The following is a 19,487-nucleotide window of genomic DNA, read 5'->3' on the forward strand; positions in this document are numbered from 1 at the left end:
GGGGGTCAGAACTCCAGCCAGTACGGCCGGCGGGAGAAGGGATACGGGTCGAGACGTGAGATCGTCCCGGTCCCGTCGGGGAAGAACCGCGACCAGTCGATCGCCGCACCGTCCAGGAACCGCTCCGCGGCGGCCGTGAGCGTCCGGGGCGGTTCGCCCTTGGGGCGGCGGTCGGGTCGGGCGACGTGGTTCACGCGGACCTCGGTCACCGCTCCGGTCACCGCGTCGAGGACCGCGGTCGCCCGCCAGCCGTACGCCGGGCGGAACCGGGCCAGCGTCATCGCGAGGTCGTACGGGTCCGCGCCGTCGGCGGCGAGCCGCTCGGCGTCCTTGAGCATCTGCCGCAGCGCGTCCTCGGATGTCGCCGAGAGGCAGATCACCCGCTCCGCGAGCACGCCGCGCGGGCGTCCGCCGTCGTCGTCGACCTCCTCGACCACGACGTGCACGTTCGTCCCGCCGAGACCGAGCGACGTGATCGCGCCGGCCCGGGGCCGGCCGTCCACCCGCGGCCACGGCCGGGGCGCGGTCACCACGTCGAACGGTGTCCTGTCCAGCCGGAGCAGCGGGTTCGTCGTCTCCAGGTGCACGTTCGGCGCCATCTGCCCGCGCTCCAGGCTGAGCAGGAGCTTCGCGAGACCCGCGCCGCCGGCGGCGCTCAGCAGGTGCCCGATGTTGGACTTGACGGAACCGAGGCCGATCGTCGCGTCGCCGAGGTCTTCCTTCCGGTAGATCTTCGACAGGGCGTTCACCTCGATCGGGTCGCCGACCCGCGTGCCCGCGCCGTGCGTCTCGATGTAGCCGACCGCGCTCGGGTCGACGGTGCCGTCGGTGTACGCGTCGCGGATCACGTCGCCCTGCCCGCGCGGGTTGGGCGCCATGATGCTCAGCGCCGAGCCGTCGTTGTTGATGGCGTGCGCGGCGATGCGCCCGTAGATCCTGCGGTTCCTCGCCCGGGCGACGTCCTCCCGTTCCAGGACGACCACGACCGCGCCCTCGCCGATGAGCGTGCCGTCCGCCGCTTCGTCGAACACGCGCGTGTGCGGGTGCGACGTGGTGATGCCGCCGGCGTTGCACAGCATCGTCGTGTAGGCGGCGCTGAGCAGGTTGACCCCGCCGACGACGGCGCCGTCGCACCCCCCGTTCCGGATGGAGTCGATGCCCTGCACCAGGGCCGACAGGAACGACGAGCACGCCGTGTCCACGGCCATGACCGGCCCGGTGAGGTCGAACTGGTGGGAGATCCGCGCCGCCAGCGCACCGTGGTAGGTGTTCATGATGGTGCGCGGGGGCAGGCCGGCCGGCCCGTGCTCGTCGAGGTAGCGGCAGACGAGGCCGTAGTAGGGGTTGCCGGTCATCGCCATGTGCACGGAGTAGCGCCGGCTGTCGCCCGCGCCCGACTCGGCGAGACCCGCGTCGCACAGGGCGTCGTACGCGACCTCCATGCCGACCCGGTGCTGCGGGTCCATGAACCGCGCCTCGTCCTCGTCGACGCCGAAGAAGCCGGCGTCGAACAGCTCGATGCCCTCGACCTCGCCGATCACGTCGTCCCACCACGGGGCGCGCGCGAGGGCGCGGCGGTGCTCGCTGACGGGGGCCGTCCGGTCGACGCCGTCGACCAGGAGCTGCCAGAACTCGTCCTGGGTCGCGGCGCCGGGCAGGCGCAGCGCCAGACCGGTGATCACGACGGGCGAGGTGGACGGAGTGCTCGCCGGAGTGGTGGTGGACCCGGCGGTGGTGGGTTCGGCGGTCATCGCGGACCTCCCGCTTCCTGCGGCACCCGCGCGTCGCTGATCCACTCGAGGTGGAGGGCGTCGTCGTCGTGCCAGACGTTGATGTGGGTGTGCGCCAGGGCGGGTCCCCCGCCCGGCGAGTCCTCGGGGATCTCGTGCGCGGGGATGTGGCCCTGGAAGTTGACGAGGGCCAGGTCGAGCCGCCCCAGGTCGTTCCGGTAGACGGCGCGGAGCGCCTGGAGCTCCTCGGCGCCGAGCGGTCCGTCCTCGCCGGGTTCCGCGGCTCCGCCGGCCAGCGCCTGGACGAAGTGCAGACCGGCCCGCTGCGCCCGCGCCAGCCGGTCCGCCACCGCGGGCTGGTCGCCGTCGCCGGTCAGCAGCACGGGGACGACGTCGAGGAACTCGCCGACGCAGCCGGACCAGTCCTCGCCCGCCCATCGCCGCGAGCTGTTCACGAAGCCGACGGCGACCTGCTCCGTGCCGCTCAGTCGGGCGAGCCGCGCGTGCACGACGGCGAGGGCCGCGTCCAGCGGGTTCTCACCGTTGACCAGCGGAAAGCTGTACCGCTCGGCAGCATCCTGCCGAGGATCCTGCCCGGCCGGATCCTGCCCGGCCACGGCGTCCCCGGACCCGAAGTCCCCCGACCCGGCGTCCCCGGACCCGGCGTCCCCGGACGCGGCCTGGCCCAGCCGGCGGTTCGCCGCGAGCCAGCCGGCAGGGTCGAAGCCTTCGAGACCGGCCCGCCAGTCCGGGGTCCGGCCGAGGGCCGCGAGGTACGCGCCGAACTGCGGCGGCGTGGGGAGCTCCTCGCCCCGGGCGGCACGCACCGTCTCGTCGCGCAGGACGCCGGCGCTGAACCCGTCGAAGACGCCGTGGTGGAAGGCCCAGGCCAGCCGCAGTTCGTCGTCGGAGACCCGGACCACCACGCACCGCCAGAGCAGGCCGTCGGTGAAGGGTTCCGCCTGCAGGGCGTGCGCCAGGTCGCCGACGACGGCGGCGGCCTGGTCCCGGTCGATCCGCCGGGCGTCCTGGACCGCGACGAGGCCGGACAGGTCGCCGAAGGCGTCGGGGCCGACGATCTCGAAGCTGTCCCCGGCCAGGCGGGCCCGGAGTGCCTCGTGGCGGACCGCCGTCGCCGCGATGCCGTCCCGCAGGTCCTCGACGTCGACTCCCGTCACGGTCTGGATGAAGCCGCCCGTCTCGGTGCCGCTCGCGCGGTGCAGCCGGGCCAGCGCGCCGATGTCGAAGCTGTGCGCGGCGGGCTCGCCGGTGAAGGACTCCGCGACGCGGCGGGCGTCGGCCGCGGCCCACGACACGATCTTGCGGAGCTGTTCCGCCGGGACCGCGCGACGCGGCCTCTCGGGGCTCCTCACGCGCCGCGGCTCCGCACCCGCCGCGGGCCGGGGCTGCACGAGCGCGCCGAGACCGTCCGCCGTCGGGTACCGGTACAGGTCGCTCACCTGCAGCTCCACACCGGACTCGCGGAGCTTGCGCACGGCGGCGATGGCCTGGAGCGACTGCCCGCCGGCGGCGAAGAAGTCATCGGCCCCGGTCAGTTCGGGGATCGCGAGGATCTCGCGGAACACGGCCAGGACGTCCACCGACGGCTCGGGAGCCGTCGCGGCCGGGGCGGCACCCACCGGGGTGTCGCCCGCCGGTTCCGTGCCGACCGAGGCGCCGCCCATCGTGCCCGCGCCCGTCGTGCCCGCGCCCATCGGGGCGTCGGCCAGGGCGGCGAGCGCCTTGCGGTCGACCTTGCCGTGCGAGGTCAGCGGGAACTCCGGCAGGACGAGCACACGCTGCGGAACCATGTAGCGCGGCAGCTTCGTGGCGAGCCGCTCCCGCAGCCCGGCCTCGGTCGGCGTGTCATCCGGGCCCGCGTCCGCCGGACCGCCGTCCGCCGTCGGCTCCGCCTTGCAGAAGCCGGTCAGCCTGCTGTCGTTGCCGTCCGCGGTGTGGAGCACGACGGCGTCGGTCACGCCAGGGCAGCTCTGGAGCGCCAGTTCGATCTCGGAGAGCTCGATCCGGTACCCGGCGTGCTTGATCTGCCGGTCGATGCGGTCGAGGTAGACGATGCGTCCGGCGTCGTCCAGCACGACGCGGTCGCCCGTGCGGTAGACGCGGCCGGCGGCGCCGGCCAGGCCGTCCACGAACTTCTCGGCCGTCAGCTCGGGCCGCCGGTGGTAGCCGAGCGCGACGCTCGGGCCGCCCACGCAGAGCTCGCCGGGCACCCCGCGCGGCACGTCGGAGCCGTCCGGGTGCACGATGTAGAGGTCGCGGTTCCGGGCCGGGACACCGATCGGCATCCGCGCGAAGTCGGGGTACTCGTCGACCCGGAAGTACGTGGTGCAGACCGACGCCTCCGTAGGCCCGTACAGGTTGTGGAGCTTCCCGGCCCCCAGCACCTCGAAGGCGCGCCGTGCCGCCCACGGCTGCATCGCCTCACCGCCGACGTACAGCGCGGACATCCCCGCGACGGCCTCCGGGCGCTCGGCCATCAGCAGGTGGAACACCGCGGTGATGAGGATGCCCGCGTCGGCCCGCTCCTCGCGGAGGAAGTCCGCCAGGAGGTTCATGTCCATGTTGTGCTCGTGGCTGCCCATGACGAGGGTCGCGCCGGCGAGGAAGGCGCTGTGGATATCGAGCAGCGAGGGGTCGAACGTGTATCCCGTCAGGTGCAGGACCCGCGTCCCGGGGGTGTAGTCCATGTAGCCGTTGTCCGCGCAGGTGCTGAGCACCCCGCCGTGGGTGACGAGCGTGCCCTTGGGCGTGCCCGTGGTGCCCGACGTGTAGATCATGACCAGCGGGCTGTCGGCCGTGAGGTCCGACGGCGGCGCGTACGCCCCGGTCAGGTCCTCGGGCCGGTGAGCGACGACGGCACCGGGCCACTCCCGCGCCTCCGGCTCGGTGGCCAGGACGACGGCGGCGCCGCTGTCCTCCAGGATCCCGGTGACCCGATCGGCGGGCAGGCCCGGATCGAGCGGGACCTCGATCGCGCCGCACTTGAGGAGCGCGATGCGGGTGAACACCTGCCACGGCCCGCGCTCCAGGAGGCAGAGCACGAAGTCACCGGCCCGCACTCCCGCGTCCTGGAGCCCTCCGGCGAGGTCGTCGGTGAGGCGGTCGAGCTCCGCGTAGCTCCACTCCTGGCCGTCCCAGCGCAGCGCGGGCAGGTCCTCGTGCTCGGCGAACGAGTCCCGGATCCGGGCCAGCAGCGACTGGGTGATCTCGGGCCCCGCGGCGGTCAGCTCCGCGCGCCGGCGCTCCCGCTCGTCGGCCGTCTCCAGGGGCAGATCCGCGACCTGACGCCCGGCGTCCCGCGTCATGGCGAGCAGCAGCTGGTCCAGCTGGGTGCCGAGGCGCGCGATCGTGGCGTCGTCGAACAGCTCCGTGCGGTACTCGACGTCGACGGTGAAGTCGTCGAGGGCGCCCGCCCGTTCGGCGACGCTGACGGAGAGCGCGTAGCGGCTCTTGACGCGGCCGTGCGGCAGCGGCTCGACCCGGAGGCCGTCGAGCTCGAGTTCCTCGGTGCCGGTGCTGACGTAGTTGAACAGGACGTCGAACAGCGGGTTCGCGTCGCCGGCGGGCTGGATGCCGAGCCGGGCCAGCACGGCCTCGAAGGGCGCGTTCTGGTGCCCGAGCACGGCCGCCGCGCTGTCCCTCGCCGCCGCGACCGCGTCGTGCACCGTGCGCTCGGGCAGGTCGGCGACCCGCAGCGGCAGGGTGTTCACGAACATGCCCACGGTGTGCTCGCTCCCCGGGACGTGCCGCCCGGAGACGGCCGTGCCCAGCAGGAACTCCCGCTGGCCGCTGTACAGGCCCAGCACCCGGGTGAGCGCGGCGAGGAAGACCATGTACGGCGTCCCACCGCACTCCCGGGCCAGGTCGGTCACGGCCTGGCGACTCGCCGTGCAGGTGAACGCGTGCCGGTCGCCGTCGAGGGTGGCGGCCTCCGGTGGGGTGCGGTCGGTGGGCAGCTCGAGCCGCGGGACGTCGTCGCGCAGCCCGGTGGCGAAGTACTCGACGTCCGCGTCGAGCCGGCCGGTCTCCTCCAGCCGGGCCAGCGCGGACACGTGGTCGGCGTACGGCAGGGGCGCGGCCGCCGGGGCCTGTCCGCGCAGCGCGCGGGCGAGGTCGTCGGCGACGATCCCCAGAGAGGTCTGGTCACCGACGATGTGGTGCATGTCGAGGAGCAGGTGGTGCAGGTCGTCGTCGACGCTCAGGATCTCGACCCGCAGCAGCGGGGCTTCCGCGAGGTCGAAGGGCCGCGGCCCGGCGGCGAGGCGGGTCTCGACGTCGGCGGGGGTCACGGTGGTGGCCCGGACGACGTCGGGCACCTCGGTGAGCACGCGCTGCACCAGCGTGCCGTCGGCGGCCAGGTGGAACGACGTGCGGAGCTGCTCGTGCCGCCCGACGATCTGCCGGAACGCGTCCCGGAGCCGCTCGACGTCGAGCCGGCCGGTCACCCGGTACGCGAGGGCCAGGTTGTACGCCGTGTCGTCGTCGCGCAGCGCGCAGACCGCGTACATCCTCCGCTGCGCGGGCGACGCCGGGGTCTCGACGAACCCGGCGGGAGCGGGGGGCGCGGACCCGGCGGACGGCGCGGCCGAGGACGGCGCGGACAGCGCGGCGGTGGGCGCCGCGGAAGACGCGGCGGCGAGCGCGGCGGAAGACGCGGCGGACCGCTCGACGGCGCGCTCGGTGGGAGGCGCCGCCGGGGCCTTCGCGGCCAGGAGGTCGCGGATCGCGGCGTAGCTCGCGTCGGCGAACATCTCGCCGACCGTGATCGCGACGCCGGTGGCCTTCTCGACGAGGGCGGTGAACCGCACCGCGGTCAGCGAGTCCCCGCCGGAGCGGAGGAAGTCCGCGTCGTCCGTGGGCTCGGAGCCGAGCACCTCGACCCATGCCTCGCGCACGGCCTCGTGGTCGAGTCCGGTCGCGACCACCACGGCCCCGGCCGCGCGAGCGGGCTCGGCCACGGAGGCGGGTCCGTCCGCGATGGCGGGGACGGCCACGGAAGCGGGCCCACGCGCGGGAGCGGGCTCAGCCGCGAGGACGGCCCCGGCCGCCGGAGCGGGCTCGGCCGCCGGCGCGGAGGCCTGCCGGTCCGGCGCCGTGGGGCCGCCGCCCAGCTCGTCCCAGCGGATGTCGGACAGGAAGGGCCTGCGCTCGAACGCGTACCCCGGCACCGGGACGCGCCGGCCGTCCGCGCAGAACAGCGTCCGGTCGACGTCGCCGCCGCGCACCCAGCGGGACGCGAGCACGCGCCGCAGCACCTCCGGGGTGACCAGGCCACCCGCCTCGACGGGGGTGGTCACCGACGGCGCCGCCTGCCGCGTCCGCTCCGGCGCCGTGCCGGCCCGCAGGTGCCGCATCGCCTCACCGGAGCTGATCTCCGCGCTCGCGACACCGAGGGCGATGCGCAGCAGCCGGTCGTCCCCGCCGCGCGCCCGCAGGCTGGCGTCGCCGGACAGGCGGGCGATCGCCGTCCGGACCACGAACTGGGCGATGCGGTCGATCGGGAGGTCGTCCGGCGTGCCGCCGCCGTACAGCGTCTCGCGCACCCGGGCACGCAGGCCGTCCTCGAAGACGCGGAGCACCCGGTCCAGCGCCCGGACGAACGCCTGGCCGGCCGGGGTCGGGTCCTCCGCCAGGTCGGCCGGGAGCGTCAGCCGCACCCCGTCGGACGCGTCGATCGCGAGCGCGGGCGCGCCGGGCTCGATCCATGTGAGGGGCCTGCCGGGCGCACGGATCGCGGCGGCACGGTGCGCGAACTCCGCGCGGCCCCGGGCCAGGGTGGCCGAGACGTCGCGCACCGGCCGGCCCTCGCCGACGAAGTCCGCCAGCGCGTCCCGCATCCGGCCCAGGGACGTCCCGGTGCGCGCCGAGAGCGGGAGGATCCACTCGCCCTCGTCCGTGTCCGACGGCGCCGGACGCGCCGGCGCGGGCTCCAGGATGACGTGCGCGTTGGTGCCGCCGATCCCGAAGGAGCTCACGGCGGCGAGCGGCACGCCCCCGGCGGGCGCCGTCGCCCGGGTCGGCACGTAGATCGAGCCGTCCGGGTCGATGCCGGGGTTCATGGCCGTGAAGTTGGCCATCGGCGGGACCATGCCGCGGTTGACGACGCCGACCGCGCCGAAGAACCCGGCGACGCCCGCCGCCGCGTCGAGGTGACCGACGTTGGCCTTGGCCGCGCCCAGCGCGACCGGGTGGCTCTTGCCGTAGACCTTGGAGAGCGCCTGGAACTCGATCGGGTCGCCGTGCCGGGTGCCCGTTCCGTGGGTCTCGACGTAGGCGACGTCGTCGGGGTTCACGGAGGCGTCCGAGAGCGCGGTGCGGATCACCTGTTCCTGGCCGCGCACGCTCGGCGCGGTGTAGCCGACCTTGGCGCGGCCGTCGTTGTTCGTCGCGCTGCCGGCGATGACGGCGTAGACGTGGTCGCCGTCGGCCAGTGCCGCGTCCAGCGGCTTGAGGAGGACGACGCCGGCGCCCTGGCCGCCCACCGTGCCGTCGGCGTCCTGCGAGAAGGGCCGGCACACCCCGTCGGCCGAGAAGATCATCCCCTCGTGCCACGTGTAGCCCTCCTTGCGCGGGAAGTTGAGGGCGACGCCGCCGGCGAGCGCCATGTCCGCCGCGCCCTGGCGCAGGCAGCTGACGGCCTCGTGGATCGCGACGAGCGACGTCGAGCACGCCGTCTGCACGTTCACGGCGGGGCCGGTGAGGCCGAGCTTGTAGGCGACCTTCGTGGTGAGGAAGTCCTTCTCGTTCATCGTCATCGCCTCGAACGCCCCGATCGGGTCGTCCTTGCGCCGGAGGAACCCGGCCATCCAGGGGAAGTTCGTGCCGCTGCCGGCGAAGAGCGCGATGTCGCCCGGGAACTCGCCGGGCACGTAGCCGGCGTCCTCCAGCGCGTGCCAGGCGGTCTCGTGCAGGAGCCGCATCTGCGGGTCCATGGTCTCGGCCTCGCGGGCGGAGTACTCGAAGAAGTCCGCGTCGAACGTGTCGGCGGCGACGTACCCGCGGGCGTTGACGTAGCGGGGGTCGTCGACGGTGGCCTCGTCGAACCCGGCGGCGAGCAGTTCGTCCCGGGTGAAGCGGGAGATGCTGTCGCGGCCGGCGAAGCGGTTGTCCCAGTACTCGGCGACGGTCGCGGCGCCCGGCAGGACTCCGGCCATCCCGATCACCGCGATCTTGCGGCCCGGGTGCTGCGTGGCGGCGTCGTCCGGCTGTTCGGCCCACGCGGTCATCCCCGCGATGTCGACGGCGGCGATGGTGCCGGTCTCGCCCGCCGGCTCGGCGCCGGGACCGGCGAGGTACGACGACGAGTCGCGGGCGGCGTCGCGTCCCTCGACCACGCGCACGGCGGCTGCGGCGCGTGATGCGGCCGCTCCGCGGGATGCGGCGGCGGACCCGGCATCGACGGAGCTTCCCGTCGCGGTCGAGACGGTCGAGGCGGTCGCGACGGAACGCGCCGATCCGGCCTCCGCGGACTCCCCACCGCGGACGCCCGGGGACGTAGCTCCGAGCGCCTCGGCCAGGGCGCGCGGCGTCGGGTTCTCGAAGAGGCGGACGAGCGGGATGTCCTGCCCCAGTTCCTCGACGAGCCGGTTGTTGACCAGCATCAGCTTGTAGGAGTTCCCGCCGACGTCGAAGAAGTTGTCGCCGGCCGACACGCTCCGCCCGAGCACCTCCGCCCACACCGCGAGGATCACGCCGAGCACGTCGGAACCGGTCTCCGCGACCACGCCCTCCTGATGGGTGGCCTCGGCGACCACGCCGTTCTGGCCCGTGGGAGCGAGACCACCCCGCGAAATGGCGTGGTCGGCGGCAGGGTCGGCGTCAGGGCTCGCGGCAGCGGCCGCCAGCGCCTTGCGGTCGACCTTCTTGTTGGGGAGCTTCGGCATCTCCGCGAGCCGGCGCAGGCGGGTGGGGCGCATGTAGGCGGGGAGGGCGGCCTCGATCTCGGCGAGGATCGCCGCCGACCGGTCGGAGACCCCCTCGGTCCCCGCGGCCGCGGCGCCCGACGCGCCGTTCGACGTCGCGCCCTCCGACGTCGCGCCCGTCGCGCCCTCCGTCGTGTAGTGCAGCACCAGGTCGCCGTCGGACGCGGTGACGACGGCGTACTCCACCCCGGCGGCACGCATCGCGGTCTTCTCGATCTCGCCGAGCTCGATCCGGTTGCCGTTGACCTTGACCTGGTGGTCGAGGCGTCCGGACAGCACGATCTCCCCGTCGGGCCGCCGGTGCCCGACGTCACCGGTCCGGTAGACGCGCACCCCGGGCAGCTCGCGCAGCGTGGTGAACGCCGCCGCCGTCCGCTCCGGGTCGCCGATGTAGCCGACGGCGAGTCCCTCGCCGGCGATGCACAGCTCGCCGGGTTCGCCGTCGGGCAGGATCGTCCCGTCGTCGCCGACGGCGATCACGGCGGCACCGGACACCGCGCTGCCGATCGTCACGTCGTCACCGGGTGCGAACTCCTTGACGGTGGCGGTCACCGTGGTCTCGGTGGGCCCGTACATGTTGAAGATCCGCGCGCCGCTCTCCTGGAGCAGCAGCGTGAGCAAGTTCTCGGAGAAGTGCTCACCCCCGCAGACCACCACCCGCAGCGCGGGCAGCTGGGCGCGGAACCGCCGGTTGCCGCAGAGCGCCGCCATCTTCGACACCGGCACCTGGATGTGCGTCACCTCGTACGCCTCGACCCGCCGGGCGATCGCGGCCGCGTCCTTCTGGTCGTCCACCGGGCACATGTGCACGGCCGCGCCGGAGGCGAGCGGCAGCAGGCTCTCGAACGTGAAGATGTCGAACGTCGGGTCGGCCAGGCTGATGATCACGTCGCCCGGCGTGAAGATGTCGCGCCCGGCGTGGTCGTGCCACAGGTTGGTCACGCCGCGGTGCTTGACCTCGATGCCCTTGGGCCGGCCCGTGGAGCCCGACGTGTACACGGCGTAGACGGGGTGGTCCGGGCCGACGGCGGGCCGGGCCGGGGCGGGTGCGGTCAGCTCGGTGCAGCGCGAGAGGTCGAACACGATCGGCGACGTGGCCGACCCGTTCCCGGGCGAGCGGACCGGTGGACCGGCGATCTCGCCGGCGGCGACCGGCCAGCCGCGCTCCGCCGCGAGGCCCGGCTCCGCGAAGGCGAACCGCGGCGCGGCGTCGGCAAGGATCTGCGCCTGCCGCGTGACGGGCTGCTGCGGGTCGATCGGCAGGTAGGCGCCACCGGCCTTGAGCACGGCGAGCTGCGCGACCAGCAGGTTCACGTCCCGCCGGGTGAACAGCGCGACGCGCTCGCCGAGCCGCAGCCCGGCGTCGATCAGCCGCGCCGCCTGCGCGTTCGCCATGCCGTCGAGCTGTGCGAACGTGTACCGGTCCCCGTTCCCGTCGACGACGGCGGTCGCGTCCGGGGACTCGGACGCCCGCCGCGCGATCATGTCGTGGACCGGGGTGAACGGCGCGGCGACCAGACGTCCGAGGAGCGCCTCCGCCACGCCCCCGGCGGCGAGCGGGATCCGGCCGATCGGGAGGCTCTCGTCCTGGCACACGGCGCTCACGAGCGCCTCGAAGCACGCGGCCAGCCGCTCGATGGTGGCGCGGTCGAACAGCCCGGCCGCGTAGTCGAGCTCGACGGCGAGGCCGTCGGCGGTCTCCGTGCAGGTGATGACGAGGTCCATGCCGACACCGGCCGGCATCACCTCGAGCTCACGGGCCGCGATGCCGTCGATCGCGACGTCGTGCCGCTCGATGTTGTGGTAGTCGAACGACACGTCGCACAGCGGGTGCCGGCCGGGGATCCGCTCCAGGCCGAGCTCGTCGACGATCCGGTCGAACGGCACGTCCTGGTGCTTCAGGGCTTCGAGGACCGAGCCGCGGCTCGCGTCGAGGTAGTCGCCGAAGGCCGTCTCCGCTTCCGGTCGGAGCCGGATCGGCATCATGTTCACGAACATGCCGACCATCTCCTGCGTCTCCGCGAGGGTCCGGCCGGTCACGGGCGCGCCGATCACGAGGTCGTCGCAGCCGGCCGTGCGGGCGAGCGTGCCGCCCCAGGCGGCCAGCAGCACCATGAACGGGGTGGCGTCGTGCGCCTCGGCGAGGGCCCGCACGCTGCGCATGCGTGCCGGGTCCAGGTGACGCCTCACCCGTCCGGCGGCCCTGTCCCGCGAGGCGCCGCGCGGCCGGTCCGGGACGAGGAGCTCGGCCGACGGCGCGTCCCGCAGCGAGTCCGCGAGCTGCGCCCCGGCCTCGGAGGTCCCCCGGGCGCGGGTCTCGGCGTCGTGCACGACGAAGTCCTTGTACTGCACGGCGAGCGGTTCGAGGTCGCCGGCGTACAGCTCGCCGAGGTCGCGGGCGATGATCTCGGCGGAGACCGCGTCGGCGACGATGTGGTGGATGTCGAAGAGCAGCAGGCTGCCGCTGGTGCCGCCGTCGACCACCTCCATGCGGAACAGCGGACCGGTCGCCAGGTCGAAGGGGCGCACGAAGCGGTCCATGAGCCCGTCGACGGCGTCCTGGCCGGTGTGGGCCGCGCGGGTGAAGGTGAGCGGTAGCGGGCCGGCCGTGCCGGGCGCCGCGATCCGCTGGCGGATCTCGCCGTCGCGCGGCGCGAAGGTGGTGCGCAGCGGCTCGTGCCGCGCGACCAGCCGGGCCACGGCCGTGCGCAGCTTGTCCGGGTCGAGCGTGCCGTCGAGCCAGGTGGCGGACGCCATGTTGTAGACAGTCGTGGCCGGGTCGAGCTGCGCCGCGACGTACATCCGGGTCTGCGCGGGGCTGATCGGGTAGTCGTCCTGCTCGGGCGCGGCGGTCAGGCGGTGACCGTCCGACGACGACGCGTCGCCGGCCCCGGCCCGCAAGGCCGGGCCGAACCGTTCCGCGAGGGCCGCGGGCGTGGCCGCCGCGAAGACGTCCGCGACCGTGGCGCTCACGCCGAGCCGCGAGGTGAGCTGTGCGGCGAGCCCGGTCGCCTTGAGCGAGTCCCCGCCGAGCGCGAAGAAGTCGGCGTCGGCGGCGACGTCCGCGTAGCCGAGCACGGTGACGAACGCTCCCCGCACGGCTCCGAGCACGTCCCCGGTGTCGAGGACGGGCGGCGGCTGCCGCAGGGTGGACGCCTCCCCGGCGGACCCGGGGGAGGCCGCGGGCGACGGCGGCGCGGCAGACGCCGTGGCGGTGCCCGAGGCGACCCTCGTGGTCGTGGCGACGGGGTGGGGGTGGCGCTCGAAGGAGTAGGTGGGCAGGGAGACGCGGCGGCCCGTGGTGTGGTGGCTCCAGTCCACGGCCAGGCCGGCGCTCCACAGGGTGCCGAGGGCGTTCAGGAGGCATGCCTCGTCGGCGTCCTTCTCGGCGGCGTGCTTCAGCACGGTGACGAAGACGTGGTCGGGTCGCTTGCCCGGGTCGTGCGCCGCGAACGTCGAGAGGCTCGGTCCCGGTCCGAGCTCGATACCGAAGAGCGGCCCGTCCGCCAGCAGCGTCGTGAGGCTCTCCGCGAACCGGACCTCGCCGGTGATGTGGTCGCCCCAGTAGGCCGGGTCCGTCATCTCGCCCGGTCCGACGAGCGCTCCGGTGCGGTTCGAGATGATCGGCACCGCCGGGTCGCGCGTCGGGACGTCGGCGACGGCCTCCTCGAACGCCTTCGCGGCGTCGCTCATCATCGGCGTGTGGAAGGCGTGCGACGTCTGCAGGGGGATGCCCGGCACGCCGGCCTCGTCGAGGTGCCGTACGACGTCGTCGAGCGCCTCGCGCCGCATCCCGATCACGGACCGCTGGGCGGAGTTGTCCAGCGACAGCCAGACGCCGTCCAGCCCGTCGATCACGTCCCGGACCTGTGCCGCAGGGGCGAGCGCCGCGATCATCACGCCGGGCTCCTGGGCCTGCATGAGCCGGCCCCGCTCGCGGACCAGCCGGACCGCGTCGCCGAGGTCCCACACCCCCGCGAGCGCGGCGGCGGTCAGTTCGCCGATGCTGTGTCCCACCATCACGTCCGGGACGACGCCGAACGCCTCCAGCACCTTCGCGGCGGCGAACTGCGAGCCGAACAGCGCGAGCTGCGACCACTCGGTGCGGTGGATCCGCCTGTCGGCCTCGGCGCCGTACAGCACGTCGCGGAACTCGGTGGCCTCGTCGTCGGCGAGGTGACCGATGATCCGGTCCATCCAGCGGCGGAAGACCACGCCGGACGGGCCGTCGCTCTGGTACAGCTCGCGCCCCATCGCGTGGTACTGGTTCCCCTGGCCGGAGAACAGCAGGGCGGTCCGCGCGCGGTCGCCGGCCTCGCCGCCCGCGCCACCGGCCGTGTCCGCCGCCGCGAGGACGGGTGCGGACGCGATCCGCGTGGCCCACTTCCCGGCGTCGCGCGGCTCGGCCGCGGACACCACGATCGCCTTGCGGTAGCCGAGCTCGGCACGCCCCTCGCGCAGCGTCCGGGCGGCGTCGCTCAGCGACACGTCCTCGTTCTGCGCGACGTGGCGGACGACGGCGTCCGCCGTCCGGTCCAGCGCCTCGGGGCCGGCTGCCGAGAACTGCAGCACCTCGTAGGCGTTGTCCTGGGTCGTCCCGGGTCCGGCGGCCCCGCCTCGGGGCGCCTCTTCGACGATCATGTGCACGTTGGTCCCTCCGACACCGAAGGAGTTGACCCCCGCGCGCAGCTCGTGGCCGCGCCAGGGCTCCCCTTCGCTCGTGACCCGGAACGGGGTGGTCCCGAAGTCGATGTTGGGGTTGGGTTCGGCGTAGTTGCGGGTGCCCGGCACGTACCGGTGCCGGAGGCTGAGGGCGACCTTGCTCAGCCCCACCGACCCGGCGGCGGAGTCGGTGTGGCCCACGTTCCCCTTCACCGAGCCGAGCAGGATCTCGCCCGGGGGCACGCCCTCGAAGGCCCGGGTCAGGGAGGCGACCTCGATGGGGTCGCCGAGCAGCGTGCCGGTGCCGTGCGCCTCGACGTAGGTGACGCTCGCCGGGTCGATCCCGGAGGACTCGTAGGCGGCGCGGGTCGTCTCGTACTGGCCGTCCTCGCTGGGTGCCGTGTACGAGAGCTTGCGCCGCCCGTCGTTCCCGACGGCCGAGCCCTTGATGACCCCGTAGACCTGGTCGCCGTCCCGCAGCGCCGCGTCCACCGGCTTGAGCAGCAGCAGTGCCGCCCCGTTGGAGAACATGGTGCCCGCCGCGGCCGCGTCGAACGGCCGGCAGTGGCCGTCCGGGGAGAACATCATCCCGTCGGCGTAGTGGTACCCGCCGTCGTTGGGCAGCTCGATGGTCACGCCGCCCGCCACGGCCAGGTCGCACTCGCCGAGGCGGAGCGACTGCACGGCCAGGTGCACCGTCAGGAGCGACGTCGAGCAGCCGGTCAGGGCCGACATCGACGGGCCGGTCAGGTCGAACTGGTACGAGAGCCGCGTGCTGAGGAAGTGGTTCGTGGCCAGGGTGAAGTTCTGGTAGGCGTCGCCGTACCGGTCGGCGCCGATCACCTTGTCCTGGTACCAGGCGAAGTCGTCGTTGCCACCGGCGAACACCCCGACCCGGCCGGGCAGGGCGGTCGGGTCGTAGCCCGCGTCCTCGCAGGCCTGCCAGAAGGTCTCGTAGAGCAGGCGCAGCTGCGGCGAGGTGTCGCCGGCCTCGGCGGGCGGGATGCCGAACAGGGTGTGGTCGAACCCGCCGACGCCGTCGAGACGGCCGGCGGCCCGCACGTACTCCGGGGCGGCGATGTCGCTCTCCGGGACGCCGAGCGCGCGCAGCTCGTCGTCGTCGTAGAACGTGATGCCCTCGGCGCCGCGGCGCAGGTTCGACCAGAACTCGTGCACGTCGCTCGCGCCCGGGACCTGGATGCCGATGCCGATGATGGCGACGTCCCGGGTCGCGGCGGCCGGGGCAGGGGCGCCAGGGGCAGCCTGTGCGGGTGCGGCCGCGGCAGGCGGGGCGGCCGGGGCCGGCTCTGCCGGGCCGGCGGGCTCGGCCCGCTCCGGGTGCGCGGGCTCGTCGAGATCCGCGAGGAGTCCGGCGTGCGCCTCGACCGTGGTGTGCTTGAGCAGGTCGGTGATCCGGATCTCGCGCCCGAACTCCTCCTTCAGCTCGAGCTGCAGGCTCATCAGGCTCAGCGAGTTCCCGCCCTGCTCGAAGAACGACGCCCGCGGGTCGAGGGTGCTCGTCCCGAGCACGGTCCGCCAGAGCGACGCGACCCGCTCGGTGACGGCGGAACGGCCGGGCGCGGTGCTTCCGCCCGCCGGCTGCCCGAGGGGGGCTCGCGCGTCCTCGGCCCCCGCGTTCGCGGGCGCCGCCGTCCGGCCCGGTGCCGGCTGGGCCGCCGCTCCGTCCGCTGCCGCCTCCTGGTGCATCGCGGTGAGCTGCTCCCGGAGCGCCCTCCGGTTCAGCTTGCCCGCCGTCGACGTGGGCAGCTCCTCGAGCGCGACCAGTACCGACGGAACCATCTGCGGTTCGAGGACCCGGGCCAGCGCGGCCCGCACGTCGGCCATGGTGAGTTCGCCGCCGGTGCGTTCACCGGCCGCCCCCGCGGCGCCCCGCGTCGTGTAGAAACCGGCCAGGCGCGGCGGGACGACGTCGTCGTCGATGACGACCGCCGCCTCGACGACGCCCTCCGTGCGCAGGAGCGCCTGCTCGATCTCGCCGAGCTCCATCCGCACGCCGCCGATCTTGACCTGGCGGTCGATGCGCCCGACGAACGCGAACCGGCCGTCCTCGCGCAGGTACCCGAGGTCGCCGGTGCGGTACATGCGGCGCATGTGCGCGGGGTCGGAGTCCTCGTCGAAGAACGGGTTCTCGACGAACTGGGCGGCGGTGAGCTCGTCCCGGTTCAGGTAGCCGGCCCCGACGCCCGCGCCCGCGATGCACAGCTCACCCGGGAGGTCGACGCCGCACAGCGTGCCGGAGCCCGCCACGACGTAGATCCGGTAGTCGTTGAGCGGCGTGCCGATGGGGGCGATCCGCTCGGTGTCCGCGGACGTGATGGTGCTGTGGGTGGCCCACATCGTGGCTTCGGTGGGGCCGTACACGTTCTCCAGGGAGCAGGTCAGCGGACACGCGAAGAAGCGTTCGACGATGTCGGCGGTCAGCGCCTCACCACCGCTGAACAGGTACCTCAGCGACGCGAGGGCGGCCGCGCGGTCGTCCGGCTCGGCGGCGGCCACGAGGAGGCGCAGCATCGTGGGCGTGAAGTTCACGTGCGTCACGCCGGCGGTCCGGATCGCGTCGATCACCGCGAGCACGTCGCCCTCGTGGCCGGGCGGCAGGATGTGCAGGCGCCCGGCACCGACCAGCCAGCCGTAGACCTCCGTGCCGAAGATGTCGAAGGTGAACGCCGTCTTCAGCAGGTAGACGTCGTGGGGCCGCAGCGGGAAGCGGCGCTCCAGGTCGAGGGCGGTGTTCTGGACGTTGGCGTGGGTGATGACCACGCCCTTGGGCACGCCCGTCGACCCGGAGGTGTACTCGACGTAGAGGACGTCGTCCGGGGAGACGTCGACCTCCGCGGGCTGCGCGGCGATCTCGGCCCGCTCGTCGTCGCGCAGGGCCGTGAACTCGTCGATCGTATCGAGGTCGACGCGCGTGACGTCTGCGGGGAACGCGGCGTCGGCGTCGGACGTGGTCAGGACGACGGCGATGTCCGCGTCCTCGAAGATCTGCGCGAGCCGCGCGGCGGGCGTGCCCGCGGACAGCGGCACGTAGGCGCAGCCGGCGAGCGCCGTGCCGAAGACTCCGGCGAGCAGTTCCGCGCCGCGCGGGAGCAGGACGGCGACGCGCTTCTTCGCGCCGCCCGTCACGTCGAGCAGGCGGCGCTGCACGACGACGGCCGCGTCGTGGGCCCAGGCGTTCGAGTACTCGCGGGAGGCGTCCGACCAGGCGATCGCGGCGGGGTCCGCCGTCGTCCGCGAGAGGAACAGGTCGCCGAGGGACGTCGGGGTCCAGTCGGCGAAGTGGGTCTGCGAGAGCTGCGCCAGCAGCGCGGTGTCGTGGACGGGCGACGACTCGCGGATCGACGCCGCGGGCTCGTCCAGCGCGGCGGGGAGCTGCCGGAGCAGGGAGACGTAGCGGGCGGCGAACCGGCGGACCTTCTGCTCGGTGAGGACCGGCTCCTTGTACTGGAACACGAGTTCGGTGGCACCGTCCACCTGCTCCACGATCACCGTGAACGTGCCGGGGAAGGCCACCGGGTCCTGCCGCACCGCGCCGCGCACGCCGTCGGGGTAGGCGAAGTTGTCGTGGATGAAGGTCACGTCGAACACGCGGGCCAGGGCGGGGTGGTCCGCCAGCATCCGCGGCACGGGGTGGTCGAGGTGCTTCCAGGTGCCCAGCACCTCCTTGCCGAGCCGGCCGAGCAGCTCCCGGAGGGTCGCGGTCGGCGCGGCGTCGACGTGCACGGGCAGGGTGCGGATGAAGCAGCCGATGCTGTGCTCCATCTCGAGGGCCGGACGGTCGGTGAACGGGATCGAGACGGCGACGTCGTCGGTGTGCGCGTACCGCGCGAGCAGCAGGCCGAACACGCCGAGGTAGACGGTGTACTCGGAGACCTCGGCGTCCCGGGCGCAGGACCGCAGTGCGGCGGCCAGTCCGGCGGCCAGCGGCACGCGGACCTCCCGGCCGACGACCTCGTCCGTGCCGGCCTCGAACCAGTGCGACAGGTCCGGCGCCTGCTGGCGGGCGAGGCTCGCCTCCCAGAACTCCTGGTTGCGGGCGGCCTTGCGCTCACCGGGTGGCCGGGTCTGCTTCTCCTGGTAGACGGCGAACCCGGCGTCCTCCTCGACGTCCCCGGTGAGCTCGTCGTCGCCGAGCGCGAGGCTCATGACCTGCTCGACCAGGTAGCTGACCGACAGTCCGTCCGCGACCAGGTGGTGGCAGACGAAGGCGGCCTGGTCCTCGTCGTCGAAACGGGCGTGGACCACGCGGAAGAGCGGCGCGGTGTCCAGCGTGAACGGAGCGTCCCGCGTCTCGGCCACGATCGCGTCGAAGGCGTCCTGGGCGTCCGCACGCCCCCGCAGGTCGTGCGAGGTGAACGGCGTCTCGACGTCGTGGGCCGGCACCACGGCGTACGAGACGCCGCCACGCACGTTGCGGACGGCGCTGCGCAGCGCCGGCTGCGCGGCCATCACGCGGCGCACCGCGCCGGCGAACCGCTCGGGCGCGACCTGCTCCATCCGCAGGTGCAGCGCGACGTGGTAGTCGGACGGCTCCCGGAGCTGGGCATCGAAGGACATTCCTAGCTGCGACGACGACATCGGGACGAGGTTCATCTCTGCGTGCTCCCTCCGGCGGGCTGTGACGATCGGGTCGATGGGTGAGGTCATCAGTTGCGAGGTTCGGCCGAGAACCGCTCGGCGCCCCGCCACGAGGAGAACTGGCGGTAGCCGTAGAGGAGCGGCGCGCCCTCGCGCTTCGCCGTGCCGGCGACCTCGCCGAAGACGACGGTGTGATCACCGCGGGCGACGGTGCCCGAGACATGGCACTCGGCGGTCGCGTGGGTGTCGTCCTCGAGCCACGGCACCCTCAGGAGCGGGGACGGATTCCACCTGAGGCCGGAGAACCGGTCCACCGCGGTGCGTGCCATCAGCCGGGCGGTGTTCGCGGCGCCGTCGTGCAGCAGGTTGACGGCGAAGGCACCCCGGTCGAGGAGCGCCGACAGCGTGCCGCGGGAGTTCTGCCGCAGGCACACCAGGAGGGTCGGCGGGTCGAGCGCCACGCTCGTCATGGAGGTGCAGGTCAGACCGTGGGGCTCGCCGTCGCGGCCCGTCGTGGTGACCACGGTGACGCCCGTCGGGAACCCGCTCATGA

3 protein-coding genes are annotated in these 19,487 nt (G+C 74.0%); all 3 read right to left on the reverse strand.

Annotated elements, in window-relative coordinates:
- Positions 1-5: 5 nt before the first annotated feature.
- Genes EDD34_RS14575 through EDD34_RS14585 form a run of 3 tightly spaced genes read right to left on the reverse strand, consistent with a single transcriptional unit; the run spans position 6 to position 19,485 of the window.
- Positions 6-1,751 carry a polyketide synthase gene (locus EDD34_RS14575; RefSeq protein ID WP_170177090.1) on the reverse strand — a complete coding sequence of 582 codons (1,746 nt, stop codon included), beginning with the start codon at positions 1,749-1,751 and terminating at the stop codon, positions 6-8.
- Positions 1,748-19,003, reverse strand: coding sequence for a non-ribosomal peptide synthetase/type I polyketide synthase (locus tag EDD34_RS14580; RefSeq protein ID WP_123815217.1), 17,256 nt, complete (start codon positions 19,001-19,003; stop codon positions 1,748-1,750). The genes EDD34_RS14575 and EDD34_RS14580 overlap by 4 nt, the downstream gene beginning before the upstream one ends.
- A complete protein-coding gene (locus EDD34_RS14585; RefSeq protein WP_211341600.1) occupies positions 19,003-19,485 on the reverse strand; it encodes a flavin reductase family protein in 483 nt (160 codons plus the stop codon). Before EDD34_RS14585 ends, EDD34_RS14580 begins: the two co-directional genes overlap by 1 nt.
- Between the last annotated feature and the right edge of the window lie 2 nt (positions 19,486-19,487).

Source organism: Myceligenerans xiligouense (assembly GCF_003814695.1).
GTDB lineage: Bacteria > Actinomycetota > Actinomycetes > Actinomycetales > Cellulomonadaceae > Myceligenerans > Myceligenerans xiligouense.

Excerpts from the sequence above, each read along its gene's own strand:
- EDD34_RS14575 (WP_170177090.1), bottom strand. The coding sequence starts at position 1,751 with ATGACCGCCGAACCCACCACCGCCGGGTCCACCACCACTCCGGCGAGC.
- EDD34_RS14580 (WP_123815217.1), bottom strand. The coding sequence starts at position 19,003 with ATGACCTCACCCATCGACCCGATCGTCACAGCCCGCCGGAGGGAGCAC.
- EDD34_RS14585 (WP_211341600.1), bottom strand. The coding sequence starts at position 19,485 with ATGAGCGGGTTCCCGACGGGCGTCACCGTGGTCACCACGACGGGCCGC.